Origin of the sequence: Streptomyces sp. NPDC091371, from assembly GCF_040684275.1 — a bacterium.
Lineage (GTDB): Bacteria > Actinomycetota > Actinomycetes > Streptomycetales > Streptomycetaceae > Streptomyces.
On record NZ_JBFBFP010000085.1, the window covers coordinates 1 to 15,480 of the forward strand.

General features: G+C 69.4%; 14 protein-coding genes and 3 pseudogenes. 10 read left to right on the forward strand and 7 right to left on the reverse strand.

The genetic code is table 11. From position 1 onward, the window contains the following. Positions 1–301 (forward strand): annotated as a pseudogene (locus tag AB0O21_RS39445) (IS5/IS1182 family transposase); the annotation flags it as partial. Then, on the forward strand, positions 289–849 hold the full coding sequence (locus tag AB0O21_RS39450; protein ID WP_365180525.1) for an HNH endonuclease signature motif containing protein: 561 nt from the start codon (positions 289–291) through the stop codon (positions 847–849). The pseudogene AB0O21_RS39445 and the gene AB0O21_RS39450, both read left to right, overlap by 13 nt. A gap of 47 nt (positions 850–896) precedes the next feature. On the opposite strand, the gene AB0O21_RS39455 is transcribed toward AB0O21_RS39450, so the two are convergent. Beyond that, positions 897–1,895, reverse strand: coding sequence for a transposase (locus AB0O21_RS39455; RefSeq protein ID WP_365180527.1), 999 nt, complete (start codon positions 1,893–1,895; stop codon positions 897–899). 896 nt (positions 1,896–2,791) lie between these two features. Here AB0O21_RS39455 and AB0O21_RS39460 point away from each other — a divergent pair. Both AB0O21_RS39460 and AB0O21_RS39465 read left to right on the forward strand, forming a co-directional pair. After that, positions 2,792–3,154, forward strand: a complete 363-nt coding sequence (locus AB0O21_RS39460; protein ID WP_365180530.1) for a hypothetical protein — start codon at positions 2,792–2,794, stop codon at positions 3,152–3,154. A 438-nt stretch (positions 3,155–3,592) separates the two neighbouring features. After that, positions 3,593–5,440 carry a glycoside hydrolase family 15 protein gene (locus AB0O21_RS39465; RefSeq protein ID WP_365180533.1) on the forward strand — a complete coding sequence of 616 codons (1,848 nt, stop codon included), beginning with the start codon at positions 3,593–3,595 and terminating at the stop codon, positions 5,438–5,440. 90 nt (positions 5,441–5,530) lie between these two features. On the opposite strand, the gene AB0O21_RS39470 is transcribed toward AB0O21_RS39465, so the two are convergent. Continuing rightward, the gene (locus AB0O21_RS39470; protein WP_365180536.1) at positions 5,531–6,955 is read right to left on the reverse strand and encodes an MFS transporter; all 1,425 of its coding nucleotides are present in this window, start codon (positions 6,953–6,955) and stop codon (positions 5,531–5,533) included. Between the two features lie 180 nt (positions 6,956–7,135). Further along, on the reverse strand, positions 7,136–7,360 hold the full coding sequence (locus AB0O21_RS39475) for a hypothetical protein (protein WP_365180538.1): 225 nt from the start codon (positions 7,358–7,360) through the stop codon (positions 7,136–7,138). 102 nt (positions 7,361–7,462) lie between these two features. On the opposite strand from AB0O21_RS39475, the gene AB0O21_RS39480 reads away from it, so the two are divergent. Then, entirely contained in the window at positions 7,463–9,223 is a 1,761-nt protein-coding gene (locus AB0O21_RS39480) for an alpha/beta-hydrolase family protein (RefSeq protein WP_365180541.1), read from the forward strand. A 29-nt stretch (positions 9,224–9,252) separates the two neighbouring features. On the opposite strand, the gene AB0O21_RS39485 is transcribed toward AB0O21_RS39480, so the two are convergent. Continuing rightward, positions 9,253–9,978: a type II CAAX endopeptidase family protein gene (locus tag AB0O21_RS39485; protein WP_365180544.1), complete on the reverse strand. Its 726-nt coding sequence runs from the start codon at positions 9,976–9,978 to the stop codon at positions 9,253–9,255. 44 nt (positions 9,979–10,022) lie between these two features. Between AB0O21_RS39485 and AB0O21_RS39490 the strand changes: the two genes are divergently transcribed. The 4 genes and pseudogenes from AB0O21_RS39490 to AB0O21_RS39505 all read left to right on the forward strand — a co-directional run bounded on the left by AB0O21_RS39490 (position 10,023) and on the right by AB0O21_RS39505 (position 13,254). Then, a complete protein-coding gene (locus AB0O21_RS39490; RefSeq protein WP_365180547.1) occupies positions 10,023–10,610 on the forward strand; it encodes a hypothetical protein in 588 nt (195 codons plus the stop codon). Positions 10,611–11,174: 564 nt separating this feature from the next. Then, positions 11,175–11,222: pseudogene (locus AB0O21_RS39495) on the forward strand (hypothetical protein); the annotation flags it as partial. A 495-nt stretch (positions 11,223–11,717) separates the two neighbouring features. Then, on the forward strand, positions 11,718–12,086 hold the full coding sequence (locus AB0O21_RS39500) for a VOC family protein (RefSeq protein ID WP_365180550.1): 369 nt from the start codon (positions 11,718–11,720) through the stop codon (positions 12,084–12,086). A gap of 145 nt (positions 12,087–12,231) precedes the next feature. Further along, positions 12,232–13,254 (forward strand): hypothetical protein, encoded by a 1,023-nt coding sequence (locus tag AB0O21_RS39505; protein ID WP_365180553.1) that lies wholly within the window; start codon positions 12,232–12,234, stop codon positions 13,252–13,254. A 7-nt stretch (positions 13,255–13,261) separates the two neighbouring features. Here AB0O21_RS39505 and AB0O21_RS39510 read toward each other — a convergent pair whose 3' ends face one another. Next, complete coding sequence (locus AB0O21_RS39510) at positions 13,262–13,636, reverse strand: hypothetical protein (protein WP_365180556.1); 375 nt, start codon at positions 13,634–13,636, stop codon at positions 13,262–13,264. Positions 13,637–13,797: 161 nt separating this feature from the next. Here AB0O21_RS39510 and AB0O21_RS39515 point away from each other — a divergent pair, with 161 nt between their 5' ends. After that, positions 13,798–14,205, forward strand: coding sequence for an actin depolymerization factor/cofilin-like domain-containing protein (locus AB0O21_RS39515; RefSeq protein WP_365180559.1), 408 nt, complete (start codon positions 13,798–13,800; stop codon positions 14,203–14,205). Positions 14,206–14,265: 60 nt separating this feature from the next. Here the strand turns inward: AB0O21_RS39515 and AB0O21_RS39520 are convergent, their stop codons facing one another. Further along, the gene (locus AB0O21_RS39520) at positions 14,266–14,640 is read right to left on the reverse strand and encodes a hypothetical protein (protein WP_365180561.1); all 375 of its coding nucleotides are present in this window, start codon (positions 14,638–14,640) and stop codon (positions 14,266–14,268) included. A 511-nt stretch (positions 14,641–15,151) separates the two neighbouring features. Further along, a pseudogene (locus tag AB0O21_RS39525) lies at positions 15,152–15,412 on the reverse strand (ATP-binding protein); the annotation flags it as partial. Positions 15,413–15,480: the final 68 nt, after the last annotated feature.

The window sequence follows — 15,480 nt, forward strand, 5'->3', positions numbered from 1 at the left end:
GGTCCCCGGCGAGGCGGGACTGCGGCTGCACACGCTGGCCGATGTCTTCGCTTACGCCGGTGCGAAGGGGGTGGAGCTGCGGCTGGACGGCACCGAGGTACGGGTACGGCGTCCGAAGGCGGGCCGGCCCGGCCGGCGTGCGTTCGTGTCCGGCAAGATGCGGCAGAACACCAAGAAGGCCACCGTCGTCACCGACGGACAGGGCCGCACCCTGTGGACCGGCGCCATCCGGCCGGGCCGTATGCAAGGGCGCTACGCGTCCCTCGTCCGCAAGTGGTCGGACGGGACATGGAAGGACTGAATGTGGCCAAAAGGCGCAGCTTTCTCCCGATCCCGAGCCGCCGCCGCAGCCTCATGGTCTGGGAGCGAATGGCCGTGCTCACTGCCAACGGCGGTAAGTGCGCGTACTGCGCCCGCCGCGACGGGACAACCGTGGATCACCTCATACCGTTCGCCGACGGGGGCTCGGATGATCTCGACAACTTCGTGCCGGCCTGCTCCTCGTGTAACAACAAGAAACGCAAGCGTGACCCTGTGGTTTGGTACCTCGCAACAGCAATGGCCGGGGAGTGGCGCGGGAAGGGCACGATCCATGGCGGAGCCGGGTACCGCGACCTCAGCCTTCGGGACCTGTACCTCGAACGCCACGAAGAAGCACTCGGCTGGCTGGAACACCTGGAAGAGGTCACTGCGGAAGTCAGCAACCAGGACAGACGGATGTGGTTCCTGAACCGCTTCTTCCACCTGGGATACCCCCAGGGTGGAATCGGCGTGGACTTCTGGCTGGGCTGGTCGAAGGACAGCATCGCCGAGGCTCATAAGAACGGGTTCCCCCCAACGCCTGGCTAACTGATCGTTTCAGAATGAGTTGAGTTGCGGACCCTCAGGGGCGATGCTCAGCCGGCTGCGCCCGCCGGCCCCTGCCCGAACCCGGGAACATCCTCAACACCCATGTCCAGGCGCAGCCGCCGGAAGCGGAGCGGGTGGCGCCATACGCCGCCCCGGTCGATCGAGCGGTCAGCGCTGATCTCGGCCACCAGGTCGGGGCGGACCAGGCGCACGTCCATGACGTCACGGCTCCCCCAGGTCGCGGCGAACGTGACGCCCTCCCAGGGGTGCCCCGGGTCGGCGGCCGTCAGGTGCTCCGCGACCAGGTGGGCCACCTCCGTGCGCAGCGGGACGGTGCGGCCGACCGCGCGCAGCCGGCCGTCCTGGTCGTGGCGGCCGAGGACGAGGAGCTGCGGGCGGGCGAGGGTGCCAGTCGTGGCGCCGGTGATCGCCTCGGTGGTGTCCCGTCGTCTGACCTTGGTCCACGCCCCCCTGTGACCTGGCATGTAGCGGCTGGTCTGGGGCTTGACCACGATGCCTTCGACGCCGGACACGTCGGTCCACGACTCCAGCCACTCCCGGGCCATGGCCGGGTCCGTGGTCATCGGACACAGGGTCCATGGGGCCGTCAGGGCGTGGTCGGTGAACAGGGCCTGAAGGCGGGCGCGGCGCTCCACATACGGCAGGTGCAGCAGCTCCCGGCCGTCGATCTGCAAAACGTCGAACACCACGAAAAACGCCGACAGCTTCGCGGCCAGCGCGGGAGCGCTGCGGGCGCGGGCGGCCGCAGCGCTCCCGCGCGCGGCTGCGTCCGTTCCGCGAGAAGGGCCTGCTGGGTCGCGGGTGGAACCCCGAGCACGATTCGGCGGCAGGTCGTGGGGCAGGTAGCGCCACTGGCAGCCGGTGCGGGCCTGGTAGAGGATCGCGTTCACAATCTCCCGCATGTCATAGGCGCCCTCGTGGCCGCTGAACGAGGGATGCCGTGCCTTCCACGCGATGATCACCGGACGGATCAGCTCCCAGGCTTCATCCGGCAGGTCACTCGGGTACGGAGGACGTTGACCCATGCCCACCAGCACACCGCGCGCCGACCGGACCGTGAAGCCGAGAACCGGACAACCCGCCTTCAACCGCTACAAGAGCCACCGAACTCTCGCGGAACCCCCTCTCACACCCAAGACAGTGACCCCAAAGCCCAAGACAGTCACTGACCAGCACCAACCCACCAAAACTCACTGTCTCTCAAACCACTGTCCCGAACCCGAGAGATCGCAAGTCGCGCATGAGACGGTCATGCAGATCGGCCGAGCCGGCGAACGCCGCCTCCCAGCTGTGTGCTGCGGGGACCATTCGGGCGGCGACCGCGGCTTCGGGTCCGCCGGTGGTCTGGCGTCCCCGTGGGCGGCGCCGAGCGGCACCCGGGTGCGGTTGGGTGGCCGATGAGCCCGCAGCAGGCGGAGGGGAACCGGTTTGAGCCGCCGATGTCGTTGCCGGCCACGTCTCACAGCACGACGCAGGCTGCGCGCCGCCGGACTCGTCATCCCCGGCAAGGCCCCCCACCGGAATTCGGCAGCCCGCACCGCCGCCCGGTTCCTCGGCCGCTTCGGCACCTGGCTCACTCCTCCTCTGTCTCAACTACCGCTCCCTCGGCGAGATGACCTCCGCTGAGGACGAACCACTGCGCGCCGCCGCGCGGACGCCTCCTTCGTCGCAGTTCCCCGCCGTCGTCGCCGACAACACCAGCGGACCCGCCATGTCCGTGCCCCCTGTGCTGGTCCGGCAGCCGCCTGCCCATCGGCGTCCGCTTCCTCGGCCGCGTCGGCGACGAGGGAGCCCTCCTCCGCCTCGCAGCCCAGCTCGAACAAGCCTGCCCCTGGGCACCCGCCGGCGTGGCACGATGCCGGCACCGGGGCCAGCCTGGAGGAAAGACACTCCCCCGTAGCCCCAGGGAATGGAGACGGCCATGACGGCGACCACGCGGGATGACACGCCGGTCGTGATCGAAGGCGGCGGCGTCGAACTCCGTACACAAGCGATCGGAGAAGATCTCTCCGTGGCCTTCGTCCGGTTTCCGCAGGGCACCGATATGAGGCCTGCCCTGACCGGCCTGCCCGATGGCCTCTGCGCCTGCCCTCACTGGGGCTACATGCTCAAAGGGCGACTGAAGATGGTGACGAAGGACGGGGAGGAGATCTACGAAGCGGGCCAAGCCTTCTACTGGCCGCCCGGGCACGCCCCCGTGGCACTCGAGGACTGCGAATACGTGGACTTCTCACCCACCGAAGCCTTCACCACCGTCCTCGAGCACATCAAGGCACAGGGCTGACCCGACCCGATCATGCTCCGGGCCTGCCCCGTACGGTCCAGGCCCGCGCACTCGCTCAGCGGGATCGAGCCGTCCGCCGCCTGGGGCGCTGCCGACCGCAATCCCTCGCCCAGTTCCGCCCGACGTTCCTCCGACAGGGCGGCCACGTAGGCGGTAGCCGGCCCCCGCCCTCCCAGGAACGGCTGCCGGTAGTCGTCCGGTAGGCGGGCTGGACAGGCGACAAGGGCAACCGTCACGAGTGCCGACTCCCGCTTCACGGCGATACACGGGTGCGCAGAGCTGAGAAGTGGCCGATGCCGTCGCCCGCCGCAATGATGGGCGGAGCTGGTCGATGTCTTTGACCGGGTCGTACGCGACGGCGAACCTTCCGGGCTGGGCGCGCCAGGCCGGTCGCGGTGCTTCATGGTTGCGGCCGGCGCGATGGGTCGAGGAGGCGCTGTGACCGACTACCCCCCGATCGCGGACCACGGCATCGTGGGCGACCTGCAGACGGCGGCGCTGGTCGCCTCCGACGGCACGGTGGACTGGTGGTGCACGCCCAGGTTCGACTCCCCGAGCGTTTTCGCCTCACTGCTCGACAGTGACCGCGGAGGTCACTGCCGTCTGGCGGCCGATGTCGGTGGGGAGGCGACGGTTCGCCAGCTCTACCTCCCCGACACCGCCATCCTCATCACGCGCTTCATGGCCCCGGGCGGGGTCGGTGAGGTCATCGACTTCATGCCGCCCGACCCGTCCTCGACGCCGTCCGCCCGGCACCGGCTGATCCGGGCCGTGCGGGTGGTTCGTGGCAGCATGCCGTTCGAGCTGCTGTGCAAGCCCCGTTTCGACTACGGCCGGGCACCGCACGACCTGAGCAGCTTGGACGACGGGTCGGTGCTGTTCCGGGGGCCCGGCACGGACCTGCACCTGCAGGTCACCGCGCCGATCACGCTGCACCCGGACGGCACCGACGTCTCCGCCCGCTTCACCCTGCAGGCCGGGGAACGCGCCGCGGTCGTCCTCACCACCGAAACGGGCTCGGCGGGCGGTCTCAGCGGTCGGCCCGGGGGTGAGTCTCCCTCCACCGATGCTGTCCTCGCCGACTTCGACGCGTGCAGCACGTTCTGGCTGAACTGGCTGCGTGCCTCCCGTTACCGTGGCCGCTGGCACGAGATGGTCACCCGTTCCGCCATCACGCTCAAGCTCCTGACCTACGCTCCCACCGGTGCCCCGATCGCCGCCGCCACGATGGGGCTGCCCGAACAGATCGGCGGGGAGCGCAACTGGGACTACCGCTACACCTGGGTCCGTGACGCCTCCCTGTCGGTGCGGTCCCTGATCGACCTGGGCTTCACAGCGGAGGCGAACGCCTTCCGCCGGTGGCTGCGCGAGCGCCTCGACGCCGGCGGTACCGCCTCGGGCGAGCCGCTGCAGATCATGTACCGGGTCGACGGCGAACCGCACCTGACCGAGGAGGTGCTGGACCACCTGGAGGGCTACCGGCGCTCCGCCCCGGTACGGGCCGGAAACGCGGCCGCCGACCAGATCCAGCTCGACATCTACGGCGAGGCCGCGTACGCCCTCGCGCAGGCCCAGGACATCGGCGGCATCCGTGGCTGGCACGCCTTCGCGCGCGTCGTGGACTGGCTCACCGACAACTGGGACCGCCCGGACGAGGGCATCTGGGAGACCCGGGGCGGCCGCCAGAACTTCACCTACAGCAGGCTGATGACCTGGGTCGCCTTCGATCGCGCCGTCAAACTCGCCACCGCCCACTCCCGCCCCGGTGATCTGACCCGCTGGCTGGGCGCACGCGACGAGGTCCTGCGGCAGATCGTCGAGCGCGGCTGGAACGTCGAACGCCGTGCCTTCGTCCAGCACTACGACACCGACGTCCTCGACGCGTCCCTGCTCCTGATGCCCAAGGTCGGCTTCGTCACCCCCGACGACCCGGACTGGCTGAGCACCCTCGACGCCATGGACGGCGAGCTCGTCAGCGACAGCCTCGTCTACCGCTACGACCCTGGCGCCTCCCCCGACGGCCTGCGTGGCTCGGAGGGAACCTTCAACCTGTGCAGCTTCCTCTACGTGGAGGCACTCGCCCGGGCCGGACGCCTCGACCAGGCCCGGTACTCCTTCTCCAAGATGCTCACCTACGCCAACCACGTCGGCCTGTTCGCCGAGGAGATCGGCCCCTCGGGCGAGCAGCTCGGCAACTTCCCGCAGGCCTTCACCCACCTCTCCCTCATCGACGCCGCCATCGCCCTCGACGAAGAACTCGACCGCGCCGAGACACGCGCCCACTGACACCATCCGACACAGCGGAGCAGGTCCTCGATCAGCCCACCCCGCCCCGCCCGACCGATACGCGCACAGCATCCGACCCCCGATGGTCGGTCACGGCACCCGCGGTGCCCCTTCGCCTGCGGCGGCCCCCGTCGGGTGGGTACGCGGGAGGAGGGCGGCGGCCACCAGGCCGCCCACCCCGACCACGGCGAGGGCACCCATCGCAGCCGCGTACGCGCCCGTGCTGAGCCCCGACACCAGGATCGTTCCCGCCACCGCCGTCCCCAGCGAGGAGCCGAGGTTGGAGATGCTGCGCGACAGACCCGAGATCTCACCCTGACGGGACTCGGGGAAGCACGACTGGACCATGTTCACCGACGGGGTGAGCATCACCCCCAACCCCAGACCGATCAGAAGCAGTCCAGGAGCGAACGCCCACGGGCCGGGTGTCCCGGCGACCAAGGCGATCAGGACGGCGATGCCGGCGATGGTCACCACGAAGCCGGTAGTGATCAGGGTGCGCTGCGCGCGCCGGCGGGCCAGCTTCTCCGCGGCCAGTGACGAGGCGAGGATGCCCAGGGTCGCGGCGGTGAAAATCACACCGGTCTGGATCGCGTCGTAGCCGCGGACGACCTGCAGGTAGGCGGCGACGGTGAAGGAGACGCCCATGAGCATCAGCCACTGGGTGTTCTGGGTGATCAGGCCCAGGTTGGAGGTGCGGTTGCGGAACAGGGCGGTCGACAGCAGGGCCTCGCGGCCCGCGCGTTCGCGCCCCCGTACCCAGGCGAAGAAGCCGGCCAGCACCAATGCCCCGGCCAGCAGCAGGCTCAGGGCCAGCCAGCCGTTGTTGTCGACGGCCAGGATGCCGGTGACCAGCAATACGAGACCTGCCGCCGACAGCACGGCCCCCACGGTGTCGAAGGGGCGGGTGGGGTCGGGCGGCAGCGGATCGTCGATCCCGCGGCTCAGCACCACGATCACCACGATCACCAGCGCCTGGAACACGAACGCCGCCCGCCAGCTGATCGCACTCGTGATCAGCCCGCCGATCAGCGGGCCCGCGGCCGCACCGATCCCGCCCATCGCCATGATCGTCCCGAACGCGTGCGCCCGGGCCGCCGTGCCGGTGAACAGCAGCGTCGTCAGGATGTAGACCGGCGGGATCAGCAACGCCGTGCCCACGCCCTCCAGGATCGAGTTCCCGATGATCAGCACACCCAGCCCCGGCGCCACCGCGCTGACTACCGCCCCCGCCCCGTAGACCACCAGTCCCGCCAGCAGGCAGCGCTTGCGGCCCCACTTGTCGGTGAGTTTCCCGCCCGGAATCATCAGCGCGGCCATCACCAGCAGGAAGATCGTGATCGCGACCTGCACGCCCTGCACCGTGGTGTTCAGGTCCTCGCTGATGTCGTTGATCATCACGTTCATGTTCGAGCCCGCGAAGCTGCAGATGAACTGCGCCAACGCCAGCGGCGCCAGAATCCGCCGCGTACCCGGCGCACCTCCCGCAGCCCCAGCACCAGCCGATCCCGTCATACCCGCCGTCCCGTCCGTCCGCCCAGGGCCCAGGGTGCCTCACGCACCCGAGAGCTCACGTGTCGGCACGCGCAGCCACGACCGTCCCACGAACAACCACCCCGACAGCCGTAGGCGCGCAGCATCTGACCCGGGCAGGCCCAGCACAGCGCGGCCCCATTCGGCCTTCGTGCCACGGCACTACGGAGCGGGCTCATCTTGAAGGCGCAGGTGGTCGGTCTGCTTCGCGAAATCGCTGTCGGACCTGCGCCGGTCGTAGACCGTCTCGGACCTAATCCCCGCAGCCAGTGCCGCTTGCCGGCGCACGCCATGGGCGGCGAGGTGCTCGTAGAAGGTGGTCCACTGCGCATCGGTGGCAGCGGCGCCAGGTTCCTGGGTGCTTCGGGTGGCGGTGGCCCGGTCCATGGGTTCGGCGAAGTCGGGCCCCGGGACAACAGCTGGGTGAGTCGCGGTGGCCCGGATGGCACTATGTGCGGGTCGTTGGGACCATGGTCCCGGAGGAAGGCCATGAACAACGATCCGCCAGTGTCTCCGCCGGGCGAACCTCGATCGCGCAAGGACGAGGGCCGGGTGGGCGGGACCGGCGGCACGGACGCGGCCGGGGCCGAGCACGTCGAGCCGCCCCCTGGCTCCGGGAAGGGGCGCCGGCTGTTGCGGGTCACACTGCCCGGCTGCTGGGGCGCGCTCGTCCTGGCGTGCCTGTCCTTCACCCCGTCGCTGCTTCCCCGCGGAGGCGTGCTCCAGGGACTGATCTGCGGCATCAGCGCGGCCATCGGGTACGGGCTCGGCGTGCTCGCAGCCTACGTGTGGCGCGCCTTCGCAGACCGGGACGCGCGGGTCCCCTCGCGCGGGTCCTGGCTCGTCCTGCTCATCAGCGCGATCGTGCTGTTCGGTCTCGCGTTCGGGCTCGGACAGTATTGGCAGCACCAGATCCGCGTGCTCATGGACGTCACCGACTACAACACGCTCACCACAGTCGCCTGTCCGTTCATCGCCGCACTCGTCTTCTATCTCCTGCTGATGGCCGGGCGGGGGCTCAGGCACCTGTACCACGGGGCTGCCCGGCTGCTCGGGCGCCGGATCGGCCCGCGAGCGGCGCGGGTGGTCGGCTGGGTCGTGGTGACGGGCCTGGCGTGGTCCGTGTTCAGTGGGGTGCTGCTGGGCGGCTTCGTGAACGCGGCCAACGAGGCATTCTCGGTGCGCGACACGCAGACGCCGGAGGGCGTGCACCAGCCCACGTCCGTCCTGCGTTCGGGCGGGCCCGGTTCTCTGGTGCCGTGGGATTCGCTGGGCTACCAGGGCCGGGCCTTCACGGGCAGCGGACCGTCGGCCCTGGACATCGGCACCTTCACCCACCGCACGGCGCAGGAGCCCGTGCGGGCCTACGCCGGGCTGGAGAGCGCCGACTCCACGGAATCCCGGGCGGAGCGGGCCGTCGCGGACCTCGAACGGGCGGGAGGCTTCCACCGCAGGAACCTGCTCGTGATGACCACCACGGGAAGCGGCTGGGTCGATCCCGCCGCCGTGGACTCGTTCGAGTACCTCGCCAACGGCGACTCGGCCACGGTGGCGATGCAGTACTCGTACCTGCCGTCGTGGCTGTCCTACCTCGTCGACCAGTCCAAGGCGCGCGAGGCCGGCCGTGAACTCTTCGACGCGGTCTACGACAAGTGGTCCAAGCTGCCCCAAGAGCAGCGTCCACGGCTGTTCGTGGCCGGTGAGAGCCTGGGGTCGTTCGGCGGTGAGACGGCCTTTAGCGGGGAGTACGACCTGCGCAACCGCACCGCCGGCACCCTGTTCGCCGGACCTCCGAACTTCAACACCCTCTTCCGCGAGTTCAGCGACCACCGGGAAGCGGGTAGTCCCGAGATCGAACCCGTGTACAAGGACGGGCGAACCGTCCGCTTCACCGACGACCCGGCCACCGGCATCCCCCCGGCGGACCGGCCCTGGGACGGCACCCGGGTGCTCTACCTCATGCACCCGTCCGACCCGATCGTCTGGTGGAGTCCCAGCCTGGCCTTCTCCGAACCCGACTGGATCGGTGAGGCGCCCGGCACGGACGTGCTCGGGACCATGGTGTGGATGCCCTTCGTCACCTTCTGGCAGGTCACCGCCGACCTGCCGTTCTCCACCGGCGTACCGGACGGCCACGGCCACACCTACAAGGCCGCGTACGTCGACGGCTGGAACGCCGTCATGCGGCCCACCGGATTCACGGCGCAGGACCTGGACCGGCTGAGGGAGATCATCCAGCCGGCAGGCTGAACCCGACCGCCACAAAATCGCCCGCGCGGTCAGTACAGCAGGAACCCGGCCAGGTAGCCGAACGCATTGACCGCCCAGTGCAAGCCCATGGGAGCCAGCAGACTGCCGCTTCTGCGACGCAGTTCGCAGAACAGGACGCCCGCTGCCACCGTGAACACCACCGCAGCGGCAACCGCCAGGACGCCGCCGAGCGCGGAATCGCCGAAGACCGTGGTCAGAGCGGGCTTCGCCGTCGCCAGGTGCAGGGACGGCAACACGTGCCACAAGCCGAACAGCAGGCTCGACACGGCGGTCGCCCACACCGCCCCACGGGCGCGGCGCACCAGACCGTAGAGCACCCCGCGGAACGCGAGCTCCTCCACCAGAACCGTACCGACGGGGACCAGCACGAAGACGCGCAGCATCACCTCGCCGCCGTCCATACCGGCGTACCGCCGGTCCTCGAACAGCGTCCTGGTGACCGGCAGCAGGGCCCCCGCCAGGTACACCAGAGCGACAAGGCCGAGCAGGGCCAACGCCCAACGTGCACCACGGGCCAGGGTTCCGCGTGCAAGACCCGCGTCCGCCCAGGTACCGCCCGCCCATCGCAGTACACCGAGCAGCAGGATGCTGACCACGACGGCCGTCACCAGGCCGAACAGACCGGGCGAGCGGTGCAAGACCAGGTTGGCGGCGACGAGAACAGCCACCGTCAGCCCCACAGCCGGCCAGGTGCCGATGGGTCCTGGCCACCAGATCCGGGGCGTGTCACTCACGGCGCGGCACCCTCGTGCACGCGCCGCCCGGCATCGTCGCAGTCGTGGCAGAGCATGAGGGCCTGTCCTTCGGTTTCGCCCGGCGCACACGAGTGCATCCGTGGCGGCGTCGGCGGGTTCCGGGGTGCTTCGGGTGGCGGTCGCCTGGTACCTGGCTCGGCGAAGCCTGGATCGCGGCGGCGGCGCTGGTAGAGCGTCGCGCTGGTGATACCGACCTCAGCCGCGGCCTTCGTCGTCGCCATCCCGGCCCCCAGAAGTTCCTGGACAACCGGCGCCGGCTGCGGCCCGCCGGCGAGTACCGCACTCCCACCCGCACCGAGTGGGGCGAGTTCGAGGAGCACTTCGACACCCGCAAGGTCGAGCTGCTGTTCAACCGTGCGGATATGCGCGAACCCTTCACGGAAGCGTTCTACATGCCGGGAGGGGAGGCAGGATCGCTGACCCTCGGGGTCGTCCCGTGCGTTCAACGGGCTGGCGACCACTTGCTCACCCGCCCCGTCCTCCTTTCCCACGATGTCCTGGACGACGCCTACCATCGCCTTCCGGCTGAAGCCTGGGGACCATCTTCTGACCAGGGACGCCCGCTGCCGGTGACCGTGGGCGCCATGGAGCGTCGGCCCACGGCCTTGTGATGACAAGTACCGTATCTCGGCACACCCTCCGGGCCGACGCCTCGCCACTCCACGAAGTCGGGGTCGTTAAGGTCCACGTCGTCGGCGTTCTCAAGCCCCGTCGGCCGCGAGGAAGACCCTGATGTCGGCCGGCCGGTGCGCGACGCCGTCGTAGCGCACCCGGCGCCAGCCCTGCTTGTCGGGCGGGTAGACGATCAGCGTCGCGGACATACGCCCAGCCTGTTTCCGTCGCTCCCCACTGGCACCTGGCCTCGCGCGAACGGGTGAGGCAGCAGATCGCGGCCGCCCGCCGACAGCCACACCGGTGGCCTCGGCCCCGGAGTGCGTTCGGAGGTATGGGGTGCGGCCCTGGCCACTGGGGCCGCAACGGGGGCCGCATCCCGACAGGGCCTGCCGACCGTGTGATGCCCGCGGCTTGAGCCAGGTCCCTCATGCGGGTGGACCCGCGTCCGGCGGCGAACCGTCTCGGTTCCACAGCCGTCGCAGGGTTCATGAAGCCAATCGACGAGCAGCACATCGCAGAGCCCGGACTGGTGGTGCTGGACGGACACCGTCCAGGCCGTCATGGCCGCGCTGGAAGAGCGCTGGGCCACATCAGGCGTTGGCCCGGTGCGCCGCGATCCCGGCGAGCCCGGCGTCCGAGCCCGGATCTACGCAGACGTCCTGCGCGCGGGACAGGACGGACCGTGCGGGGAACCTGGGCAGGCCCTCCACGAAGGGCTTGCCCAGGGTCGCCTGAAAGTGGATCTCATCAGGTGTCGAGTCCGCCGCCGGACCCTGCCAGCCAGTCGCCCGTCGAGCGCCTGCGGCTCACGGAGCCCTCACGATGCGTGTCGGTGGTCATGCGCGCCATTCTCGCCAATCTCCTGGCACCCGACCGGGACGTGCCACGCATTCAGACACCTTTGAACTCCGCCTCGAACTCATCGAAGCTGCGCCATCTTGAAGTGGCTGGTCAGCGGGGTGGCGTGACCTCGTTTCGGGGTGCTCGTGCTGGTCGTGGGCGGCAGTCTGGGGTGTAGATCGTCTGGCAGGGCGGTTTTGCCGATGAGTTCACCGTCCTCGAACGGTCTACCCAGCGACACGACCGTTCTCGACAGGAGTGCCATGTCCACCATCCAGCCAGTGATCATCACTGCCGACCAGGACGTCCTCGTCGGCTTCTATACGAAATTGTTCGGCGCCGAGGAGATCTTCCGGGTGCCGGCGGAAGGCCCGGCCTTCTACCTCGGCTTGCGTATCGGCGACACCGACCTTGGGCTGGTGGCCAAGGAGAACCCGGGAACCGGGGCGGCACCGCGGATCCTGCTCAGTATCGGTGTCGACGACGTCGACGAGACGCTCGGCCGGGTGACGGCGCTGGGCGGCTCGGTCCGCAGCGGCCCCAACGACATGCCGTGGGGGCAGCGCGTCGCCCACATCCAGGACCCCGACGGCAACCCGGTGAACCTCACCCAGCCGATCCCGGCCCGGTGAGGCTGTTCCGAGTGCTTGTGCTGGTCGTGGGCCGCCTGCGGCAGAAATCAATTGCCCGTAGTGGCCTCGATGTTCGTCAGTAGCCGTCCACAACCAGGCCGCCCTCATCGCCTCCGACCTCGACCTCCCCGATCTCGCCCGCGCGATGTGCCACCAACACGCGGCCGCCTACCTCCACGCCGCACCGCTCCCCGCCATGACCGCGATCCGCGCCCTGGAACCCGTCGTCAACCTCGCCCGCCTTCAGATCCGCGCAGGACACGCCGACGACGGGCGCGAGCGCCTCCTGCGCCTGTCCGCCGCCGTCAGCAACGGCACCGCCGAGCAGTTCGACGACGTGCACATCCCGGCAGACCTCACCCGGACCGCCACGGACCGGCAAGAGATCCGCGCATGGTTATGGCGGGTACTCCTCGCCGACGGCACCCGGACCCTCACCTCCGCCGGCCGGTGGGCAGAAGCCCTCGCCCACACCATGGAGCACCGAGGAATCGGCAAGCGCATGTTCGACGGCCGGCAGATCGCCGTCATCGCAGCCCTCACCAACAAGGACACTGCGCGCGCCGCCGAGCTCATCGCCGACACCGCCGTAGGCGACCCGTGGGAACAGGCCGTCACCGCCTGTCTACATGCCCTGCTGCGGCGTTCCATCGGGCGGCCGTTCGACGATCAGGCGAAGCAGCTCGAGTCCGCGTTCCTCAACGTGCCCACGGAACGAGGGATGACCGTCTTCGAGATCCGCCTCGGCCTCACGGCCCTGGACACCATCGGGTCAGACACCCACCCGGCTGCCGGACGCATCGCCAACACTCTGCACCGCCGCGTCCTCGCGGCGAACGACGGCGCCGCTGCCAGGGAGGTCATGACGAACCCGCTCTTCAGCGCTCTCGCCACCCCAAGCCAGGCAAAGAGCTGCCGCGACCTGGTCAAGGCCTGCGGCCTGGGCTCCGGTTCTCTCCCCAGCACACTCGGTCACGCCCTGCAGGCCGCACTACAGCTCAGCGACCGAGTGATCCAAGACAGCCTGACCCCGCCTGAACCGGGGTGCTCCCACACCCCCGAAACGGCTTGCCGACCCGCCGCACCCCCCACGGTGTCGAAGGGGCGGGTGGGGTCGGGCGGGCGCGAATCGGGGCCCAGTGCCGTGACCGGGAAGGTTCGCGCCTGATGTTCCTTCAGGCTAGGGCGCAGCGCTGTTCTTCCTCGCGGGCGATCTGCTGCGCGAGCACGGTGCGGTCGATGTAGGGGTCGACGGCGGCGAGGACCAGGCGCTGGAGTTCGGCCGGCTCCAATGCCTCCACCTCCCACTGCACCGGGCGGCGGGGGTCGAAGCCGTAGCGGCGGGCGAAGGCCGGCCACCGCGGGTCGCCGCTCTTGCCCTCGGTCGCCGGGAGGCCGTACGCGCGTACCTGCTCGTAGGTGAGCAGCACCCTGGTCACCGAGCTCCAGCAGCCCTTCCGCTCCACCCAGTCCCGCTCGATGTCCTCGCCCGAGCAGTCGAAGTCGCCAACGATTCTCCGGGGCGCCGCGAGCGTGCGGTTCCAGTTCACGCAGCTCAGAGCAGTCGAGACGACGATAGCCGGTGCAACACCTGTGGTGCACGGACACGCCGCGATATTCATGCCTTCGGAGGCCGATCAGAACCCGTCGGAGGCTGGATCGTTGATCCGCTGACCTACGTATGGCGGACGATCGAGCAGGAGGACAGGTCATGAGCAGCGGTGTCGCGGTGGAGGACAGCGCTATCAGCGCCTTCCAGGAGCTGAAGAACAAGAGGACGTTCAACACGCTGTTCTATCGGCTGAGCGACGACCTCAGCACGATCGTCCCCGACTTCAAGGGAACGCTGACGCACGACGAGCTGCTGGGGCGCCTCCCCCAGGACGAACCCCGCTTCGTGGTCTACGACTTCACCTTCTCCAAGGGCGACGGTGAAGGGCAGCGGACCAAGATCATTCTGATCTCTTGGTGCCCCGACGGCACCGCGATGAAGCAGAAGATGGTGTACTCCTCCAGCTTCAACACCCTGAAGAACATGCTCGCCGGCGCCTCGGTCTACGCGCAGGCCACCGACGTGTCTGACCTGGGGTATGACGAGCTCGTCTCCCGCGCCAGTTGAGCCCGCCAGCCGACCGGCGAGACTGCGGGCGCTGAGCGGCTCAGGTCGCGGTGCTGTCGATCAGCCGGCGGCGGATGGCTCCCGCTCGGCTTCCTCGCGCGCGAGCGCCTGGAGGTGGATTGCGGGGTCACGGTGGGCTTCGATGGCTTCGCGCACGACGGCGGCCAGGACGTCCGGCGGCAGGGCCTCGGCCTGGGTGGTGGCGGTGCCGGAGAACGAGCGCCGGTCGGTCACCTTGGGCGGGGCGGTCGGCAGGTGGTAGGCCGCGATCTGCTCGGGGGTGACCGCGATGCGCTGGAAGTCCACCTCGGCGCCTGCTAACTCGGCGAACGCGATCACGTCCTCGGCGAGTGAGCTGAATAGGTGTTCACCACTCGGGTCGTAGTCACCGAGGTGGAGTACGAGGGTTTTCCGGCCTCCGTTCACCGCTCGCATGGCCGCGTCATGCTTGCCGGCCAGGCCGTCGAACCCGCCGCCGGAGAAGCGATGCCGAACTCTTCGCCGATCCTGACCAGCTGGGGCACCATGCCGGCGGTTATCCCGCCAGTGTGATGTGCTCCCCGTCCTGCGGCAGCAGAGGATGTTCTTCCTGGTGAGCGAGCTAGAAGGACGGTCGGCGCCTGCAACAGTGGTGTTGCTCCCTTCTCACTCCTCCGGCTCTTGGGCGAACGGCGCCGCCTCTTGGGCACCGAAGACCCCGTGGGCCGTCGGGCTCACAACCCACGGGTCGGGCTGGCTTGCCGCCTCGCCCGCAGCCGCCGAGACCTCACCAGCGCCGGGAGTATCTGCATTGAGATCCGGGGCAGACTGTTCGGCGAAGTCGCCTTCGTCTCCTGTCAACGGCCTTGAAGTTCTCCCCGTAGGCGGCCAGGAGTGCTCCCCGCTGGCGGCCTTCGAGATCTCCCCAACGGCGGCCAGATAATTCCCCGCCGTGGTGAGTGTGTAATCAGCTGAAGGGCTTGACTCCCTGTCCGGAGGTGCCCTGGGTGAGCCGGAAACTGTCACCCTGGGTGACCACGATGTGAGCGTGGTACATGAGCCGGTCGACGGTCGCGGTGGCCAGGGTCTTCGGCATGATCTCGTCGAATCCTGACGGGTGGAGGTTGCTGCTGACCGCGAGCGCGCGTCGTTCGTAGGCGGCGTCGACCAGGCGGTAGAAGCCCTCGGCGGCGTCGGGGCTGACGGGCAGCAGGCCGATGTCGTCGACCTATGCCGAGGCAGATCCGCGACCTCCAGCAGGCGGTCACCGATGTCCGCGCCAAGCTGATGTCCCTG

What these genes read in the sequence shown, in the direction of transcription:
- AB0O21_RS39450 (WP_365180525.1), top strand. Translation starts at nt 289, where the DNA reads ATGGAAGGACTGAATGTGGCCAAAAGGCGCAGCTTTCTCCCGATCCCG.
- AB0O21_RS39455 (WP_365180527.1), bottom strand. Translation starts at nt 1,895, where the DNA reads ATGGGTCAACGTCCTCCGTACCCGAGTGACCTGCCGGATGAAGCCTGG.
- AB0O21_RS39460 (WP_365180530.1), top strand. Translation starts at nt 2,792, where the DNA reads ATGACGGCGACCACGCGGGATGACACGCCGGTCGTGATCGAAGGCGGC.
- AB0O21_RS39470 (WP_365180536.1), bottom strand. Translation starts at nt 6,955, where the DNA reads ATGACGGGATCGGCTGGTGCTGGGGCTGCGGGAGGTGCGCCGGGTACG.
- AB0O21_RS39475 (WP_365180538.1), bottom strand. Translation starts at nt 7,360, where the DNA reads ATGGACCGGGCCACCGCCACCCGAAGCACCCAGGAACCTGGCGCCGCT.
- AB0O21_RS39480 (WP_365180541.1), top strand. Translation starts at nt 7,463, where the DNA reads ATGAACAACGATCCGCCAGTGTCTCCGCCGGGCGAACCTCGATCGCGC.
- AB0O21_RS39500 (WP_365180550.1), top strand. Translation starts at nt 11,718, where the DNA reads ATGTCCACCATCCAGCCAGTGATCATCACTGCCGACCAGGACGTCCTC.
- AB0O21_RS39505 (WP_365180553.1), top strand. Translation starts at nt 12,232, where the DNA reads ATGTGCCACCAACACGCGGCCGCCTACCTCCACGCCGCACCGCTCCCC.
- AB0O21_RS39515 (WP_365180559.1), top strand. Translation starts at nt 13,798, where the DNA reads ATGAGCAGCGGTGTCGCGGTGGAGGACAGCGCTATCAGCGCCTTCCAG.
- AB0O21_RS39520 (WP_365180561.1), bottom strand. Translation starts at nt 14,640, where the DNA reads ATGCGAGCGGTGAACGGAGGCCGGAAAACCCTCGTACTCCACCTCGGT.